Source organism: Streptomyces sp. adm13(2018), from assembly GCF_008042145.1.
Lineage (GTDB): Bacteria > Actinomycetota > Actinomycetes > Streptomycetales > Streptomycetaceae > Streptomyces.
In genome coordinates this window covers 151,419-168,603 of sequence record NZ_RDBH01000113.1, presented here as the reverse complement: position 1 = coordinate 168,603, position 17,185 = coordinate 151,419, and the positions used below count along the sequence as shown (strand labels likewise).

The following is a 17,185-nucleotide window of genomic DNA, read 5'->3' as shown; positions in this document are numbered from 1 at the left end:
GGGTCGTCGGCGGGGCCCTGCTCGACCCAGTCCGCACCGTCCAGGAGATCCTGCCCCTCGGCGCCGAGGGCGGCGGCAGGCTCGGGGACGTCGAGGGCTTCCGCCGGGGCCGGGGCCTCGGCCGTGCCGTCCTCCGCCGGGGCCGGGGTGTCCGCGCCGGAGGCCGGTTCCGGGACGGTTGTGACCCGGGGAGCGTCGGCGGCGTCCCCGTGCTCGGGCTGGGGGGAGGTCTCGAACTGGGCGAGCGTGACGGTCACCGAGGATTCTCCTGAGGCGCGTGGGGACGGATGCTTCCAAAGCAGCCTATACGTCCCCCCGGAGCGAGAAGGCCCGTCTTCGGAGGAACCCCCGCCCGACGCCCGCGGGGCCGTCCGAGGGGCATCAATGGCCCAGGCCAATGACGTTATCCACAGGGGTGGTACGGCCGCCGGGCGGCGCGTACGGTGCCAGACATGAAGATCCTCATCAGCGCCGACATGGAGGGCGCCACCGGTGTGACCTGGCCCGCCGACGTGCTGCCCGGCACACCGCAGTGGGAGCGCTGCCGCACGATGTTCACCTCCGACGTGAACGCCGCGGTGCTCGGCTTCCTCGACGGCGGCGCGGACGAGGTCCTCATCAACGAAGCGCACTGGTCCATGCGGAACCTGCTCCTGGAGCGGCTCGACGACCGCGCCGAGATGATCACCGGGCGGCACAAGACCCTCTCCATGGTCGAGGGCGTGCAGCACGGGGACGTCGACGGCATCGCCTTCGTCGGCTACCACACCGGGGCGGGCACCGAGGGGGTCCTCGCCCACACCTACCTCGCCAACTCGATCACCGGCGTCTGGCTCAACGGCGAGCGGGCGAGCGAGGGACTGCTCAACGCCCACGTGGCCGCGGAGTACGGCGTGCCCGTCGTGCTCGTCACCGGCGACGACCTCACCTGCGAAGACGCCCTCGGGTACGCGCCGGGGGCACCCAAGGTCGCCGTCAAGGACTACGTCTCGCGGTACGCGGCGGTCTGCCGGACCCCCGCCAGGACCGCCGCCGACATCCGCGCCGCGGCGAAGACCGCGGCCGCCCTCGCCGTCCGCCACGAACCGGTCCGCGGCGGCCCCTTCACCGTGGAGCTGGAGTTCGACGCCGAGCACCTCGGCGCCGCCGCCACGGTGGTTCCCGGCGTGGCGCGCACCGTGGAGCGGCGCGTCGCGTACACCAGCGGGACGATGTACGAGGCAATTCGCACGTTCAAGGCGGTCACGACCATCGTCTCGGCCGCGGTGGAGGAGCAGTATGGCTGACGAGGTCCGGGGCCCGGACACCACGGCGCTCGACGAGGTGGTCACCTTCACCTCCGAGCTGATCCGCATCGACACCACCAACCGCGGTGGCGGCGACTGCCGCGAACGGCCCGCCGCCGAGTACGTCGCCGAGCGTCTCGCCGCCGCCGGCATCGAACCCACCCTCCTGGAGCGGACCCCCGGCCGCACCAACGTCGTGGCGCGCATCCCCGGCACCGACCCCACCGCCGAGGCGCTCCTCGTCCACGGCCATCTGGACGTCGTCCCCGCCGACCCCGCCGAGTGGACCACCCACCCCTTCTCCGGCGAGGTCCGCGACGGTGTCGTGTGGGGCCGGGGCGCCGTCGACATGAAGAACATGGACGCGATGGTCCTCGCCGTCGTCCGCTCCTGGGCCCGGCAGGGCATCCGGCCGCGCCGCGACATCGTCCTCGCCTACACGGCCGACGAGGAGGCCAGCGCCGAGGACGGCTCCGGCTTCCTCGCATACCGGCACGCCGACCTCTTCGAGGGCTGCACGGAGGGCATCAGCGAGTCCGGGGCCTTCAGCTTCCACCCGCAGCCCGGCACGACCCTCTACCCGATCGCGGCGGGCGAGCGCGGGACCGCCTGGCTCACGCTCACCGCCCACGGCCGGGCCGGCCACGGCTCCAAGGTCAACACGGCCAACGCCGTCACCCGCCTCGCCGACGCCGTCTCCCGGATCGGCGCGCACCGCTGGCCCGTCCGGCTCACCCCCACCGTCCGCGCGGCCCTCACCGAACTCGCCGCGCTCCAGGGCATCGAGATCGACACCCACGCGCCCCACTTCGACGTGGACGTCCTCCTCGACAAGCTCGGACCGGCCGCCGCGCTCGTCGCCCCGACCGTCCGCAACAGCACCAACCCGACGATGCTCGCCGCCGGATACAAGGTCAACGTCATTCCGGGCCAGGCCGTCGCCCACATCGACGGGCGGACGCTGCCCGGCACCGAGGAGGAGTTCGCCCGCACCATGGACGAGCTGACCGGCCCCGACGTGGAGTGGGAGTACCACCACCGCGAGGTCGCCCTCGAAGCCCCCGTCGACTCGCCGACCTTCGCCAAGCTGCGGGCCGCCGTCGAGCGCTTCGACCCGGACGGGCACGTCGTGCCGTTCACCATGTCCGGCGGCACCGACGCCAAGCAGTTCTCCCGGCTCGGCATCACCGGCTACGGCTTCTCGCCCCTCCGGCTGCCGCCGGACCTCGACTACGGGGCCCTCTTCCACGGCGTCGACGAGCGCGTCCCCGTAGACGCCCTGCACTTCGGCGTCCGGGTCCTCGACCACTACCTGAGGTCGGCGTAGGGCCGACCGGGACCGATCGCGTACCACCGTGACAGGGGGAGCAGGGATGAAAACGATCGCCGCCCACGGCAGTTGGCCGTCACCCGTCGACGCGGCGCTCGCCGCCGCCCACGACGGGCGGCCCGAGTACCCCGGCGTCGTCGGCGACGAGCTGTGGTGGACCGCGCCGCGCCCCGCCGAGGGGGGCCGGCGCGCCCTGGTCCGCCGGCGCGCCGACGGCACCGAGGAGAGCCTGCTGCCCGACCCGTGGAACGTGCGCAGCCGGGTCGTGGAGTACGGCGGGGTGCCCTGGGCCGCCGTCCCGCGGCCGGCCGGCGGCCCGCTCGCCGTCTTCTGCCACTTCCCGGACCAGCGCCTCTACGCGTACGAACCCGACGCCGCCCCCGGCGCGGAGCCCCGGCCCCTGACCCCCGTCTCCGGGACCGGCGGCGGACTGCGCTGGGTGGACCCGGTCGTCCACCCCGACCGGGACGAGGTGTGGTGCGTCCTGGAGGAGTTCACCGGCCCCGCCCCGACCGACGTGCGCCGGGTGCTCGCCGCCGTCCCCCTCGACGGCTCCGCGGCCGACGACCGCACGGCCGTGCGCGAACTCTCCGACGGAAGCCACCGCTTCGTCACCGGCCCCCGGCTCTCCCCGGACGGCGGCCGGGCCGCCTGGATCGGCTGGGACCACCCCCGGATGCCCTGGGACGGCACCGAGGTCCAGCTCGCCGAGATCGCCCCCGACGGCACCTTCCGCCCCGCCCGGACGGTGGCAGGCGGACCCGCCGAGTCGATCCCCCAGGTCGACTGGGACGCGGCCGGACGGCTGCTCCTCGTCAGCGACCGCACCGGCTGGTGGAACCTCTACCGGGCGGAGGTCGACGGCGACGGCGGCCTCGGCGAGCCGACGGCGCTCTGCCCCCGCGCCGAGGAGTTCGGCGGACCGCTCTGGAAGATCGGCCTGAACTGGTTCACGCCCCTGGAGAACGGCCTGGTCGCCGTGGTCCACGGCAAGGGCACCACCGCCCTCGGCGTCCTCGACCCCGACCGCGGCACCCTCGCCGACGTCGCCGGACCCTGGACCGAGTGGGCCCCCACCCTGGCCGCCCACGGCACCCGCGTGGTCGGCGTCGCCGCCTCCCCGCACCGCTCCTACGAACTCGTCGAACTCGACACCCGGACCGGCCGCACCCGGGTCGTCGGAGCCGCCCACACCGACGCCGTCGACCCCGCCCACCACCCCGAACCCCGCGTGCGCACCTTCACCGGCCCCGGCGGACGCGAGATCCACGCACAGGTCTACCCGCCCCACCACCCCGGCTTCACCGGCCCCGAGGGCGAACTCCCGCCCTACGTCATCTGGGCCCACGGTGGTCCCACCGGCCACGCGCCGCTCGTCCTCGACCTGGAGATCACCTACTTCACCTCGCGCGGCATCGGCGTCGCCGAGGTCAACTACGGCGGCTCCACCGGCTACGGCCGCGAGTACCGCGAGCGGCTGCGCGAGCAGTGGGGCGTCGTCGACGTCGAGGACTGCGCGGCCGTCGCCCGCGAACTCGCCGCCGAGGGCACCGCCGACCCCGCCCGGCTGGCCGTCCGCGGCGGCAGCGCCGGCGGCTGGACGGCCGCCGCCTCCCTGGTCTCCACCGACGTGTACGCGTGCGGCACGATCATCTACCCCATCCTCGACCTGCGGGGCTGGGCCACCGACGAGACCCACGACTTCGAGTCCCAGTACCTCCACGGCCTGATCGGATCCGTCGACGAGGTGCCCGCCCGGTACAAGGAGCGCTCGCCCATCGAGCACGTCGACCGCGTCACCGCGCCCTTCCTGCTGCTCCAGGGCCTCGACGACGTCATCTGCCCGCCCGCGCAGGCCGAGCGCTTCCTCGCCCGCACCGCCGGCCGAGGCGTCCCGCACGCCTACCTCGCCTTCGAGGGGGAGGGCCACGGCTTCCGCCGGGCCGACACGATGGTCCGCGCACTGGAGGCCGAACTCTCCCTGTACGCCCGGACCTTCGGCATCCGGCGGACCGACGTCCCCGACCTGGAGTACCGCACGTGACGGCTTCCGACCCCGCTCTCTTCGCCCCGCCGCCCGGGTCCCGGCCGCCGGTCGACGCGCCGGCCCGCCCGGAGCGGCTGCGGCCCGGCGCCCGGGTCGCCGTCGTCGCCCCCAGCGGACCGGTCCCCGAGGAGCGGCTGCGGGCCGGGCTGGACATCCTCCGCGGCTGGGGCCTCGACCCGGTCGTCGCCCCGCACGTCCTGGACACCCACCCGACGCTCGACCACCTCGCGGGCGCCGACCGGGACAGGGCCCGGGACCTGACCGAGGCCTACTGCGACCCCGAGGTGTCCGCCGTCCTCTGCGCCCGCGGCGGGTTCGGCGCGCAGCGCATGGTCGACCTCGTCGACTGGCGGGCGATCCGGGAGGCCGGGCCCAAGGCGTTCGTGGGCTACAGCGACATCACCGTCCTGCACGAGGCGTTCGCCGTCCGGGCCGGCTTCGCGACCCTGCACGGCCCGATGGTCGCCGCGGGCACCTTCCTGTCCGACGCGCGCACCCAGGAGTCCCTGCGCGCCACGCTGTTCGAGCCCGAATCGGTGCGCAGACTCGGCCTGGACACGGCACGGACCCTGGTGCCGGGCCGGGCCCGGGGCGTGACGCTCGGCGGCTGCGTCAGTCTCCTCGCCGCGGACCTCGGCACCCCCGGTGCCCGCCCCTCGGCCCGCGGGGGCCTGCTGCTCGTCGAGGACGTGGGGGAGGAGCCGTACCGGCTGGACCGCATCCTCACCCAGCTCCTCCGGTCCGGGTGGCTGGACGGTGTCGCGGGCATCGCCCTCGGCTCCTGGGCGGAGTGCGGACCGTACGAGGGGATCCGGGCGGTCCTGGCGGACCGCCTCGGCGGCCTCGGCGTCCCCGTGGTGGAGGAGCTGGGCTTCGGCCACGGCGAGACGGCCCTGACCCTGCCGCTCGGCGTCCCGGCCGTGCTGGACACGGACGGGAACACCCTCACCCTGGACGCCCCGGCCCTGCGCTGAGGGCGGGGACGCGGGGCCCCCGTCCGGTCCCGGCCCTTCCGGAGCACCGTACGACCGCAGGGGCCGCGACTCCGGCGAGGCCGGGAGACCGGAGGCCCCCGGTCCGGGGCCGGTGGGTCAGGCCGAGACGGTGCGCAGGGTCGCGTACCCCGGGCGGACGACCTCGTCGATCAGCCGCTGCCGCTCCGGGAGCGGCAGGAAGGCGGCCTCCAGCGCGGCGACCGTGAACTCCTCGAAGACCTCCGGGCCGTAGCCGAAGGCGTCCACCATGTGCTGGAACTCCTCGCTCATGGTGGTGCCGGAGACCAGCCGGTTGTCCGTGTTGAGCGTGATGCGGAAGCCGAGGCGGCGCAGCTCGTCGATCGGGTGCGAGGCGTAGTCCTTCGCGGCACCCGTCTGGAGGTTGGAGGTCGGGCAGACCTCCAGGGCGATGCGGTTGTCCCGGACGTACGAGGCGAGCCGGCCGAGCGTGCCGTCCTCGCCGATGTCGTCGGTGATCCGCACGCCGTGGCCGATCCGCTCGGTGCCGCAGACCTGCACGGCCTCGTGGATCGACTCCGCGCCGACGGCCTCGCCCGCGTGGATCGTGTAGTGGCAGTTCTCCCGCTTCAGGTGCTGGAAGGCGGGCAGGTGACGGGCCGGCGGGTTGCCGATCTCGCCGCCGGCGATGTCGAAGCCGGCCACGCCGTTGTCCCGGTGCGCGACGGTGAGCTGCGCGATCTCCAGCGAGCGGTCCGTGTGGCGCATGCCCGTGAGGAGGGTGCGGACGGTGATCCGGCCGCCGGCGCGGCGTTCGCCCTCGCGGAAGCCGTCGTTGACGGCCTCGACGACCTCGTCGAGGGTCAGACCGCCCTCCAGGTGCTGCTCGGGGGCGTAGCGGATCTCGGCGTAGACGACGCCGTCCGCCGCGAGGTCCTCGGCGCACTCGGCCGCGATGCGCGTGAGCGCCTCACGGGTCTGCATCACCGCGCAGGTGTGGGCGAAGGTCTCCAGGTAGCGCTCCAGCGAACCGGAGTCGGCTGCGTCCCGGAACCAGACCGCGAGCGCCGCCGGGTCCTCGGTGGGCAGCGCGGTGTAGCCGCGTTCCCGGGCCAGCTCGACGATGGTCGAGGCACGCAGCCCGCCGTCGAGGTGGTCGTGGAGGACGGCCTTGGGGGCCCGGCGGATCCACTCGGAGACGGTGGCGGCGGCAGGCGTGGCAGGGTTGTCAGACAAGTGCATGGCGGGGAAGTGTACGCCACGGGGGAGGGGGCCGCTGTGATTGGACCGACAGGGGTGCTCCGGAGGCCGCGTCGGCGCCCCGGCGGCCCGTCGGCGGGGCCTCGGACGGGGTGCGCTCGTGGATGCGCGCCCCGGTGCTCCGGGCGTACGCCCCGCGCGCGACGAACCGGACCAGGGTCGGCCCGGAGCGCGCCCTCCTGGCCCGGTACGGGTGCCTCGGTCGCCTCAGTGCGACTGGAGGACGGGCAGGGCGGGGGCGCCCGTCGGGAGCATGTGCTTGGCGGCCAGGACCGGGGTCTCGCCGACCCGGACGACCTGGGTGACCAGGACGGCGGGGGTGTCCGCCGGGCGCCCCAGCTGGTCCCCGCGCCGCCGCCCCAGCAGGGTCGCCGTGATGCCGCTGTGCGCGGTGAGCGCGGTCTCCCGCGAGGCGCCCAGCAGGACCGAGAGCATCGAGGCGGCCCCCTGCCCGGCCCGCGCCTCCGCCGCCCGCAGGGCCCGGGCGAACTCGGGGTGCACCCGGTCGAGCAGCTCGTCGGCCGCCGCCCACTCGTGGCTCAGCGCCGCCGCCGTACCCTCCCCGGTCAGCAGCGACTCCCAGAAGCGCAACTCCGCGCGGGCCGGGGCGAGCAGGTGCTGGGTGGTGAAGTCCGTCGGCTCCTCGACCGTCCGCAGCAGCGCGCGCACCCGCAACGGCGTGCCCACGCCGATGAGCTCCTCGATGGGCCGGACGTGTTCGAACCCGCGCCGGGGCGGCCGGTCGTTGACCGTACGGCCCACCCCGCGCCGCACGGTCAGCAGGCCGTCCTCCTGGAGCAGCAGCAGGGCCTCGCGCAGGGCGGGCCGGCTCACGCCCAGCTCGGCGGCGAGCTTCGGCTCGGAGGGGAGCGTGGAGCCGGGTGGGTAGGTGCCGTCGTGGACGGCGTCCGCGATCCGCTCGTAGAGCGCCACGACCGGTCGCCGCCGCTGCCCGCTGACCGCCACGGCCGCTCCTCGTCTCGATACCGGTGGGATCCGGTGGGATCCGGTGGGATCCGGTGGAATCCGTCCGGGCTCGGTCGGATCCGGTGGGCCCGCCGCGTTCCGGCGGGTGGTGCCGTACCCCGTGTCCGACGGGGTCCGGCACCACCGTAGTCGGCCCACGTTGTCTGACAAGTCACCCGGACGGCTCTGCTCGCCATCACGGTGAGGCTCCGTTCGCCTCATTCTGGACCCATGGCTGCGGCCGGGGTACGACCGACGGTACGACGGAGGAGAGGGCCGGGCATGAGTCCCAAAGAGGCGCCACGGACATCGCGCGGTGGCGGGTCCCGGTTCACCGAGGCCCTGACTCCGGGGCGGATCGCGATGGCCGTGCTCGCCGTCGTCACCCTCGTCTTCATCTTCCAGAACACCCGCGAGGTCAAGATCAGGATCCTGGTCCCCGAAGTGACGATGCCGCTCTACCTGGCCCTGCTCGCCACCGCGGTCATCGGCGCCGCCTGCGGCTTCTACTTCGCGGCGCGGAGGCGGAAATGAGGCGCCGCGCCGTGGTGGGGGCGGGCGCCGTACTCGCCCTCGCCGCGGTCGCGGTCAGCTCGACGGAGGAGACCGCCACCGCCGACGACGGCTCCGGGACCCGTCCGGTGCCCGACTTCCTCGGCCGCGGGCTGTGGCGCGTCTTCACCCGCCTCGACCCGCGGACCCGCCTCGACGTCCACGACGTGAGCGGGCGCGACCGACGGGTGCTCTGGCCGCCCCGGTGGCAGGTCGTCACCCAGTACCCGGAGGCGGGCACGGGCCTCGACCGCCGCACCACGGTCATGATCGGAGTCGTCCGCAAGGGGGAGAGCTGCCCGCCCCGCGTCGCCACGGCACGCCGCTGAGCTTCGGCGGCCGGGCTCCTTCGGCACGGAGGAGACACTCCTCGCCCGCCATCCGGCCCGGGGGCGAGGCACCCGCCCCGCTCAGCGCTTGTAGTTGATCTTCATCGTGTCGAGGTCGGTCACCGTCGACCGCAGCCCCCGGTACCCGTGCCCGAGCGCCGCCAGAGCCGTCTCCACCCGGTCCTCGGCGAGCGCGCCCGCCATCTCGTCGCCGTCCGCCGCGTCGGAGACGACGACCAGGCGGTACGAGAAGTGCTTCAGCGTCCGGTCGTAGGCCAGCGAGCCCTCCTCCGTGAACTGCATCGCGGTCAGCCCGTGCGCGTCCGCCTCGGCGAGCAGCCGTGCCCGGCTCTCCTCCGACAGACCGTCGAACGTGCCGCGCACGATGACCCGGTAGGTGTGCTGCGTGCCCATTTCTCGTACCCCTCGCTGCCCCGGTTCCACGGCCGCCCGGTGGCGTGCCGACCGCCCACCCTAAGGCGCCGCGCGCCCGATCCGCCGGGAGTTTCCGGCCGCCCCGGGGCCCCGGACGGCCGAAGCCCGGGGTTGAGAACCCCTGGTCAGGAGGGCCCCGGGCGTGTTCCATGGGGCGATGACGACCGTACGACGTGCCGTACTGACGCTGCCCGCCGCCCTGTTGGGCCCGGACAACCCCCTTCCCGCACTGCGGGCCCCCGCCGGGGCCCACGCGGTCGACCCGCGGACCCTCGCGGACCTCCCGCGGGACATGGCCCGGGGCATCGGCCGGGACCCGCTGCGCAGCCTGCTCCCCGCCCCCGTCCGCGACGGCTACGGACGCGAGCGCACCCCCGCCGACCTCGACGCGCTCGTGATCGAGAACGACCGGCTCCGGGCCACCGTGCTGCCCGGCCTCGGCGGCCGGCTCCACTCCCTCCACCACAAGCCGACCGGCCGCGAACTCCTCTACCGCAACCCGGTGTTCCAGCCCGCCGCGTTCGCCCTCAACGGCGCCTGGTTCTCCGGCGGCGTCGAGTGGAACATCGGGGCCACCGGCCACACCGCGCTCTCCTGCTCCCCCCTCCACGCGGCCGTCGTCCGCGCGCCCGACGGCGGGCCGATGCTCCGCCTCTGGGAGTGGGAGCGCCTGCGCGACCTGCCCTTCCAGGTCGACCTCTGGCTCCCGGAGGACTCCGACTTCCTGTACGTCGCCGTCCGGATACGCAACCCCCACGAGCGCACCGCCCCCGTCTACTGGTGGTCCAACATCGCCGTACCCGAGGACCGCCGCGTCCTCGCGCCCGCCGACGCCGCGTGGCACCACGGCTACGACCGCGGCCTCGACCGCGTCGCGGTGCCGGTCACCGAGGACGGCACGGACCGCACGTACCCGCGGAACAGCACCCACGCCGCCGACTGGTTCTACGACCTGCCCGACGGGCAGCGCCGCTGGATCGCCGCCCTCGACACGGACGGCACCGGCCTCGTCCAGACCTCCACCGACCCGCTGCGCGGCCGCAAGCTCTTCGTCTGGGGCACCGGGCGCGGCGGCCGCCGCTGGCAGGAGTGGCTGACGGAACCCGGCACCCCCGGCTACGCCGAGATCCAGGCCGGGCTCGCCCGCACCCAGCTCGAACACCTGGAACTCCCGGGCGGCGGGGAGTTCAGCTGGCTGGAGGCCTACGGGCCGCTCGCCGCCGACCCCGCGGCGGCGCTCGGCGAGGACTGGGCGGCCGCCCGCGCCGACGTCGAACGCAGTCTGTCGGCCGCCCTGCCCCGCGGCACGGTCGACGCCGCGTACACGGCCTGGCGGGAGACCGCGGCCGACCGGGAGCCGGAGGAGGTCCTCGCGACGGGATCCGGCTGGGGAGCGCTCGAAGTCCTGCGCGGCGGATACGCGTTGCCCGGCACGCCGTTCCCCGAGTCGACCCTCGGACCCGAGCAGGAACCCTGGCGGGAGCTGCTCCGCACCGGCGTCCTGCCGCCCCCGGCGAAGGCCCCGGCGCGCGGAGCCGCCCCGGGCGCCCCGCTGATCGCGCCCGTGGTCGCGACCCCCTGGCGGGACATGCTGGAGACGGCCCCGGCCGACCCGGCGACCGAGTACCAGCTCGGCATCGCCCAGTGGCACGCCGGCGACCGGGCCCAGGCCGTACGGAGCTGGGAACGGGGCCTCAAGGAGGCGACCGTCCGCTGGCCGCTGCTGTACTGCCTGGCCGTCGCCGACCGCGAGGAGGGCCACCCGGAACGGGCCGCAGAGCACTTCGCCGAGGCGTTCGCCGACCACGCGGCCTCGGACGGCGCTGCCGGGGCTCCGGCGGGCGAGGGCGGCACCGACGCCGCCCCGGTTCGCGCCGGGGCGGGGGCCGTCGCCACCGCCCTCGGCCGGGAGACCCTCGACGCGCTCCTCGCGGTCGACCGGCCCGACCGCGCCCGGGCCCTCTGGGACCGGCTGCCGGCCGCCGTCCGACAGCAGGGGGCCTTCCGGCTGCTCGACATCCGGCTGCTGCTCGCCGAGGGCCGGCGGGACGAGGCCCGGGCCGTCTTCGACACGGGTTTCGAAGTGGCCGACCTGCGCGAGGGCGCCGAGACCCTGGGGGAGCTCTGGGCCCGTGTCACCGACGAACCCCTGCCGGACGCCTACGAGTTCAGGATGCGCCCGAACTGAGGACAGGAGCGTTCCCGGGTCGCGGTCGCTACGCTGGAGGAGGCGGAGACCGTGGGGGAGCGGAGGTCCGGGGATGGCGGCATGGGCGACCCAGGAGTGCCGGTGCGGGCACCCGCGCTTCCGTCACGGGGAGCCGCGCTTCGAGGGAACGTGCGGGGCCTGCCTCTGCGGGTCCCCGTACGCCCCCGCCCCGAGGGCCTCCGGGACATCCCGCTGCTGCCCTTCGAGCCGGGTCCGCTGCCGCCCGCCGGCCCCGACACCCTCGCCGTCACCTGGGCCGGGCACGCCAGTTGGCTGCTGCGCATCGGCGGGCTCGCCGTCCTCACCGACCCGGTCTGGTCCCGGCGCATCTTCGGCACCCCGGCCCGGCTCACCCCCGTCGGAGTCCGCTGGGACGACCTGCCGCCCGTCGACGCCGTCGTCATCAGCCACAACCACTTCGACCACCTCGACGCCCCGACCCTGAGACGTCTTCCCCGGGACACCCCGGTCTTCGTCCCCGCCGGCCTCGGCCGCTGGTTCACCCGGCGCCGGTTCACCCGGGTCACCGAGCTCGACTGGTGGGAGGCGGCCGAACTCGACGGCGTGCGCTTCGACTTCGTGCCCGCGCACCACTGGTCCAAGCGCACCCTCCTGGACACCTGCCGCTCCCTGTGGGGCGGCTGGGTGCTCACCGACCGCTCGGGGCGGCGCGTCCACTTCGCCGGCGACACCGGGTACGGCCACTGGTTCGCCGAGATCGGCCGCCGCTACCCCGGCATCGACCTGGCCCTGCTGCCGATCGGGGCCTACGAGCCCCGCTGGTGGCTCAGCGACGTCCACACCGACCCGGAGGAGGCGGTCCGCGCCCATCAGGACCTCGGGGCGCGGCGGATGGCACCCATGCACTGGGCGACCTTCGTGCTGTCCTCGGAGCCCGTCCTCGAACCCCTCACCCGGGTCAGGGCCGCCTGGGAGCAGGCGGGGCTGCGCCGCGAGGACCTGTGGGACCTCCCGGTCGGCGGCTCGCGCGTCCTCACGCCCTGACCGAACGCGGCTCCACCGGCTCGCGACTCCGTCGGTCCACGCCCCCGCCGGTCAGGGCCCCCTCCGGGCCGCGCCTCCGTCAGCCCGCGCCGCCGCCCACCTGCGTACGCCGTTCGCGTCCCCGCAGCCGCCGCCACAGCCCCGGCACCGCGCTGACCAGCACCGTCAGGCCCACCGCGGCCACGACCCCCTGCCAGGGCTCCGGGAACAGCGAACCCCCCAGGATCCCGATCAGCTGGTACGTCGCCGCCCACGCCAGGCAGGCCGCCGTGTCACCGCGGACGAACCGCCGCCACGGCATCTCCGCCAGCAGACACGCCAGCATCACCGGGATCCGCCCCGCCGGCACGAGCCGGGACAACACGAGCATCGACACCTGATGGGTGTCGAGCCGCTCCTGCGCGTGCGCGAGCCGATCCGGCGTCACCCGGCGGCGCAGGGCGGCGAGCCACCGCGAGCCGTTGCGCGAGTGCACCCCGCGCCGCCCCAGCCAGTACAGGACCATGTCGCCGAGCAGGGCGGCGAACGCCGACACCAGGAAGACGTAGAGCAGCGACAGCGGCGAGGTCTGGTGGAAGGCGACGACCGCCGCCGAACTGACGATCGCGCCGGTGGGCACGACCGGCACCAGCGCGCCGAGCGCCACCAGGAGGAACAGGGAGGGATAGCCGACCGCCTGCTGCGTCGACTGCGTCGGCAGTTCCCGCACCACCGCCACGACCCCGGAGAGCCCGTGGATCACCGGCCGCCCCCCGGCCGCGCCGCGGTCGCGGACCGCCGCARCGCTCCTCCCGGCCCGGTCGTCCCCGCGCCCCCGGCCACCCGGGTCCGCGCGGCGTTCCGCCGGTTCACCGGGCCACCTCCGGACGCACCCGCTCGCCGTGCGCCAGCAGATGGACCGCCACCTTCGGGGCCAGCCGGGCGGCGTGCCGCACGAACTCGTCGCCGGGCGCGTGGAACTCGTGCGGCCGGACCCCGTCGAGACCGATCGGCCAGTACGTGCCGTAGTGCACCGGGACCGCCGCCGCGGGTGACAGCGCGGCCAGCGCCTCCGCCGCCCGGCCCGCGTCGAGATGCCCGTGCCCGAGGTACGGACCCCAGCCGCCGACCGGCAGCAGCGCCACGTCCACCGGGCCGACCTCCTCCGCCATCTCGTCGAAGAGCCCGGTGTCCCCGGCGAAGTAGGTCCGGGCCTCGCCCTCGACGACGTACCCGAGCGCGGGGGAGCGATGCGGCCCCACCGGCAGCCGCCGTCCGTCGTGGCGCGCCGGCACGGCCCGTACCGTGACGCCCTCGACGGTCACCGTGTCGCCCGGCCCCACCTCGGTGAGCCGCAGCCCGTTCGCGTCGAGCCGGCGCAGTCCCGGTACGGCGGCGGGGGCGCCGCGCGGCACGACGAGCCGCGTCCCCGGCGCGAGCCGCGCCAGGGACGGCAGGTGCAGATGGTCGGAGTGCAGGTGCGAGACGAGGACGGCCTCGGCGGCCGCGGCCTCGGGCGGCGGCAGGGCGCCCCGGCGCCGCCGCAGGTGCGCGAGCCGCCGGGTGAACAGGGGATCGGTCAGGAAGCGGACCCCGGAGTCCTCGACCGTGCAGGTCGCATGACCCCACCAGGTGACCTCCACCGGCATGCCGCCTTCCTTCGTCGCGGGTCCCGTCCGCCGTCCACCGCCCGTTCACGATGACGTGCTCGCACCCTCACTCCGTATCGAGGGTAATGTCCGGAGCGGGCCCCGGAGGATGTTCGGCCGTCCCGTCCCGCAGTAGGGTCGGGCCATGGACGACGTTCGGGTGGCGGCGATCGCCAGCCTCACCCCGCTCGAAGAGCTGGACAGCGACCCCTTCCTCGTGGACACGCGCGGCCAGCACGCGGTGTGCGCCCGCTGGGCCGACGACCAGGGGTACGTGGTCGCCCGCCGGCTGCTGTTCTACGGGATCCGGCCCGACCACGAGGCCCTGTGGGCGGACGTGGAGGCCGGTGCGGTCGACCTGTTCGTCGCCGCCAACGAGCGGGTCCTCGCCCGTGCGTTGACCTCCGTGTCCGGCTTCCGCGCGGAGTGCGCGCGGCGCGGGGTACGGGTGGAGACGGCCTGCGCCGACGGGCCGGAGGGCGAGCCGGAGTACGACGCGGCGGCCAAGGCGGGCGTCCACCGGCGCCTGTCGATGCCCACGGCCGGCTACGACGGCTGCTGACGCCTCACTGCTGACCCCGCGTCGTCGCCGCCCGTACGGCGATCCGGCGGCCGGGCGGCCGGACTTCCCGCACCCACCTGACGTACGACCTGACGTACGACCCGAGGTACGACGTGACGTACAACTCCACGTACGCACCTGACACACCCGGGCCGGTCGCCGTCACCCACCCCTTCTCCGCGCCGACCGGGGGCTTTGTGCCACGCTGGAGGCAGGAAACGGGCGAAAGGTGAAGCGGGCGTGAGTGACGGGCGATGGGGTGGCGCCGAGCGCTGGCGGTCCGCGGGCAGGGCCCTGGGGCGGGTGATCGTCGTCTGGGCGGTGTCGACGCTCACGATGCTGGCGCTCGCCGGACTGCTCCCCGACTTCGAGCTGCAGTCCGCCGGCGGCGACACCTTCACGAGGACGGCGCTCACCGCCGCCGCCGCGGCCGGCGCGTTCGGTCTGCTCGGCGCGCTCGTGTGGCCCGCGATCGTCCGCGCCCTCCTCCTCGTGCCCGCCCTCGTCCTCGGCGTCCTGGTCTTCTTCCTCAACGGCTCGCTGCTCCTCGTCGCCCTCTGGCTCATCCCCGACGGACGCGGCACCGCCAACCCCGAGACCGCCGTCGTGGTCGCCGCCGTCATGTCCGCCGTCGCCTCCGCCACCTCCACCGGCCTCGCCGTCCATGACGACGACGCCTACCGGCGCCGGCTCTACCGGCTCACCGGCCGCACCCGCCCCCGGGCCCCGGAGGACGTACCCGGAGAGGTGCCAGGGACGGTCTTCCTCCAGCTCGACGGCGTCGGTCACCGCGTCCTGCGCGAGGCCGTCGCCGACGGCCTCATGCCCACCGTGGCGTCCTGGATCGCCGCGGGCCACCGGCTCACCCCCTGGCGCACCGACTGGTCGAGCCAGACCGGCGCGAGCCAACTCGGCATCCTGCACGGCTCCAACGAGGACGTACCCGCCTTCCGCTGGTACGAGAAGGACACCGGCCGGATCATGGTGTCCAACCGCCCGGCGAGCGCCGTGGAACTCCAGCGCCGCGCCGTCCACCGCACCGGCGACGGCGGCCTGCTCACCGTCGACGGGGCCTCCCGCGGCAACCTCTTCAGCGGCGGGGCCGACCAGCTCGCCCTCGTCCTGTCCATGGCCGCCCGGCGCGGCCCCCGCAACCGCTCCCGCGCCGGCTACTTCGCCTACTTCTCCGACCCGGCCAACGCCGTCCGCACCGCCGGCGCCCTCCTCGCCGAATGCGGACGCGAGGTCGTCCAGTCGACCCGGGCCCGGCTGCGCCGCGAGACCCCGAGGGTCTCGCGCGGCGGCACCTACCCCTTCGTGCGCGCCTTCGCGACCGTCGTGGAGCGTGATGTCGTCGTCTCGGCGGTCATGGGGGACATGCTCGCCGGACGCACCGCCGTCTACGCCGACCTCGTCGCCTACGACGAGGTCGCCCACCACTCGGGCCCGCACAGCCGGGACACCGACCAGGTCCTGCGCCGCCTCGACCGCTCGATCGCGCTGATCGCCACGGTCGCCGAGCACGCCCCCCGCCCGTACCGGATCGTGCTGCTCTCCGACCACGGGCAGAGCCCCGGCGAGACCTTCGAGGGCGCGTACGGGCTGACGCTCAAGGACCTGGTCAGGGCCGGCTGCGGGCTGCCGGTGCCGCGCCGGGTACGCCGGACCCGCAGCGGCTCGGAGGCGCGGGACGCGGCCCGGGACGCGCTGCGGCTCGCGCTGCACCGGCCCCTGGACGAGTCCGGCGCGGCGCGCGGCGCCCGCGAGACCGCGAAGGAACTGTCCGCCGCGCCCTCCGAGCCGGTCGTCCTCGCCTCCGGCAACCTCGGCCTCGTCTCCTTCCCCGACGTGCCGCACCGCATGACCCGCGAGGAGATCGACCGGCGCCACCCGGCCCTGCTCCGCACCCTCGCCCACCATCCGGGCGTCGGCTTCGTCCTCGTGGCGAGCGCCGAGCACGGCTCGCTGGTGCTCGCCCGCGACGGGGCGGAGGTCCCGGTCGCCGACCTCGACGACACGGGACCGCTCGCCGCCTTCGGGCCGGGCGCGGCGAGTGCGGTACGCCGCACGGACGGGTTTCCGCACGTCGCGGACATCATGGTCAACTCGATGTACGACCCGGCGACGGGCACCGTGCACGCCTTCGAGGAACAGATCGGTTCGCACGGCGGCCTCGGCGGCGAGCAGTCGCGCCCCTTCCTCCTCTCGCCCCCGGAACTGTCGCCGCCGGTCGGGGCGGGGGAGGAGCTGGTCGGCGCGGAGCAGGTGCACCGGGTGCTGAGACGCTGGCTGCGGGAGTGCTCGGGCCCCCAGGTCCCCCTGGAGACACCCCAGACGCCGGAGACCCCGACACGCGAGCGGCCGCTCGACCGACAGGTGGCGCAGGACGAGCCGCTGACGAAGGCGCCGAGCAGGAAGGGCGCCCCGGCGGCGGAGGTCCCGGCGTCCCACCGGCCGCTCGACCGTCAGGTCGCGCGGGACGAGAGCCGCTGACGGGGGCGCGGGCCGGGCAGGACACCGGTCGGGGAGGCCGCTCCGGCGGCGGAGGCCCGTCGGAGCGGCCTCCCCGACCGGTCGCGCCGGACGAGAACCGCTATCGGGGGCGCCCGGCCGGAAGGCACCC

The 17,185-nt window shown here is 75.3% G+C and carries 15 protein-coding genes and 1 pseudogene; 10 read left to right on the top strand and 6 right to left on the bottom strand.

Features of this window, described 5'->3' with window-relative positions; genetic code table 11:
* A pseudogene (locus tag EAO70_RS37845) lies at positions 1–257 on the bottom strand (hypothetical protein); the annotation flags it as partial.
* A gap of 195 nt (positions 258–452) precedes the next feature.
* Here EAO70_RS37845 and EAO70_RS10745 point away from each other — a divergent pair.
* The 4 genes from EAO70_RS10745 to EAO70_RS10730 all read left to right on the top strand — a co-directional run bounded on the left by EAO70_RS10745 (position 453) and on the right by EAO70_RS10730 (position 5,637).
* Entirely contained in the window at positions 453–1,286 is an 834-nt protein-coding gene (locus EAO70_RS10745; protein ID WP_148002768.1) for a M55 family metallopeptidase, read from the top strand.
* Complete coding sequence (locus EAO70_RS10740) at positions 1,279–2,613, top strand: M20/M25/M40 family metallo-hydrolase (protein ID WP_148002767.1); 1,335 nt, start codon at positions 1,279–1,281, stop codon at positions 2,611–2,613. Before EAO70_RS10745 ends, EAO70_RS10740 begins: the two co-directional genes overlap by 8 nt.
* A 46-nt stretch (positions 2,614–2,659) precedes the next feature.
* Complete coding sequence (locus EAO70_RS10735) at positions 2,660–4,660, top strand: prolyl oligopeptidase family serine peptidase (RefSeq protein ID WP_148002766.1); 2,001 nt, start codon at positions 2,660–2,662, stop codon at positions 4,658–4,660.
* A 77-nt stretch (positions 4,661–4,737) separates the two neighbouring features.
* Positions 4,738–5,637, top strand: a complete 900-nt coding sequence (locus EAO70_RS10730) for an LD-carboxypeptidase (protein ID WP_261992816.1) — start codon at positions 4,738–4,740, stop codon at positions 5,635–5,637.
* Between the two features lie 117 nt (positions 5,638–5,754).
* Here EAO70_RS10730 and EAO70_RS10725 read toward each other — a convergent pair whose 3' ends face one another.
* Entirely contained in the window at positions 5,755–6,858 is a 1,104-nt protein-coding gene (locus tag EAO70_RS10725; RefSeq protein WP_148002764.1) for an adenosine deaminase, read from the bottom strand.
* A 225-nt stretch (positions 6,859–7,083) separates the two neighbouring features.
* Complete coding sequence (locus tag EAO70_RS10720) at positions 7,084–7,842, bottom strand: GntR family transcriptional regulator (RefSeq protein ID WP_148002763.1); 759 nt, start codon at positions 7,840–7,842, stop codon at positions 7,084–7,086.
* A gap of 282 nt (positions 7,843–8,124) precedes the next feature.
* Here EAO70_RS10720 and EAO70_RS10715 point away from each other — a divergent pair, with 282 nt between their 5' ends.
* Positions 8,125–8,376 carry a lipopolysaccharide assembly protein LapA domain-containing protein gene (locus tag EAO70_RS10715; RefSeq protein WP_148002762.1) on the top strand — a complete coding sequence of 84 codons (252 nt, stop codon included), beginning with the start codon at positions 8,125–8,127 and terminating at the stop codon, positions 8,374–8,376.
* Positions 8,373–8,723: a hypothetical protein gene (locus EAO70_RS10710; protein WP_148002761.1), complete on the top strand. Its 351-nt coding sequence runs from the start codon at positions 8,373–8,375 to the stop codon at positions 8,721–8,723. Before EAO70_RS10715 ends, EAO70_RS10710 begins: the two co-directional genes overlap by 4 nt.
* A gap of 81 nt (positions 8,724–8,804) precedes the next feature.
* Here EAO70_RS10710 and EAO70_RS10705 read toward each other — a convergent pair whose 3' ends face one another.
* The gene (locus EAO70_RS10705; RefSeq protein WP_148002760.1) at positions 8,805–9,137 is read right to left on the bottom strand and encodes a DUF6204 family protein; all 333 of its coding nucleotides are present in this window, start codon (positions 9,135–9,137) and stop codon (positions 8,805–8,807) included.
* A 178-nt stretch (positions 9,138–9,315) separates the two neighbouring features.
* On the opposite strand from EAO70_RS10705, the gene EAO70_RS10700 reads away from it, so the two are divergent.
* Positions 9,316–11,346, top strand: a complete 2,031-nt coding sequence (locus EAO70_RS10700) for a DUF5107 domain-containing protein (RefSeq protein ID WP_148002759.1) — start codon at positions 9,316–9,318, stop codon at positions 11,344–11,346.
* Between the two features lie 81 nt (positions 11,347–11,427).
* On the top strand, positions 11,428–12,372 hold the full coding sequence (locus EAO70_RS10695; protein ID WP_148002758.1) for an MBL fold metallo-hydrolase: 945 nt from the start codon (positions 11,428–11,430) through the stop codon (positions 12,370–12,372).
* Positions 12,373–12,451: 79 nt separating this feature from the next.
* On the opposite strand, the gene EAO70_RS10690 is transcribed toward EAO70_RS10695, so the two are convergent.
* On the bottom strand, positions 12,452–13,114 hold the full coding sequence (locus tag EAO70_RS10690; RefSeq protein WP_148002757.1) for a DedA family protein: 663 nt from the start codon (positions 13,112–13,114) through the stop codon (positions 12,452–12,454).
* A gap of 106 nt (positions 13,115–13,220) precedes the next feature.
* Positions 13,221–14,000, bottom strand: a complete 780-nt coding sequence (locus EAO70_RS10685) for an MBL fold metallo-hydrolase (RefSeq protein WP_148002756.1) — start codon at positions 13,998–14,000, stop codon at positions 13,221–13,223.
* Between the two features lie 145 nt (positions 14,001–14,145).
* Between EAO70_RS10685 and EAO70_RS10680 the strand changes: the two genes are divergently transcribed.
* Positions 14,146–14,562 carry a hypothetical protein gene (locus EAO70_RS10680; RefSeq protein WP_148002755.1) on the top strand — a complete coding sequence of 139 codons (417 nt, stop codon included), beginning with the start codon at positions 14,146–14,148 and terminating at the stop codon, positions 14,560–14,562.
* A gap of 240 nt (positions 14,563–14,802) precedes the next feature.
* The gene (locus EAO70_RS10675) at positions 14,803–17,055 is read left to right on the top strand and encodes a phage holin family protein (protein WP_402112086.1); all 2,253 of its coding nucleotides are present in this window, start codon (positions 14,803–14,805) and stop codon (positions 17,053–17,055) included.
* Positions 17,056–17,185 lie beyond the last annotated feature (130 nt).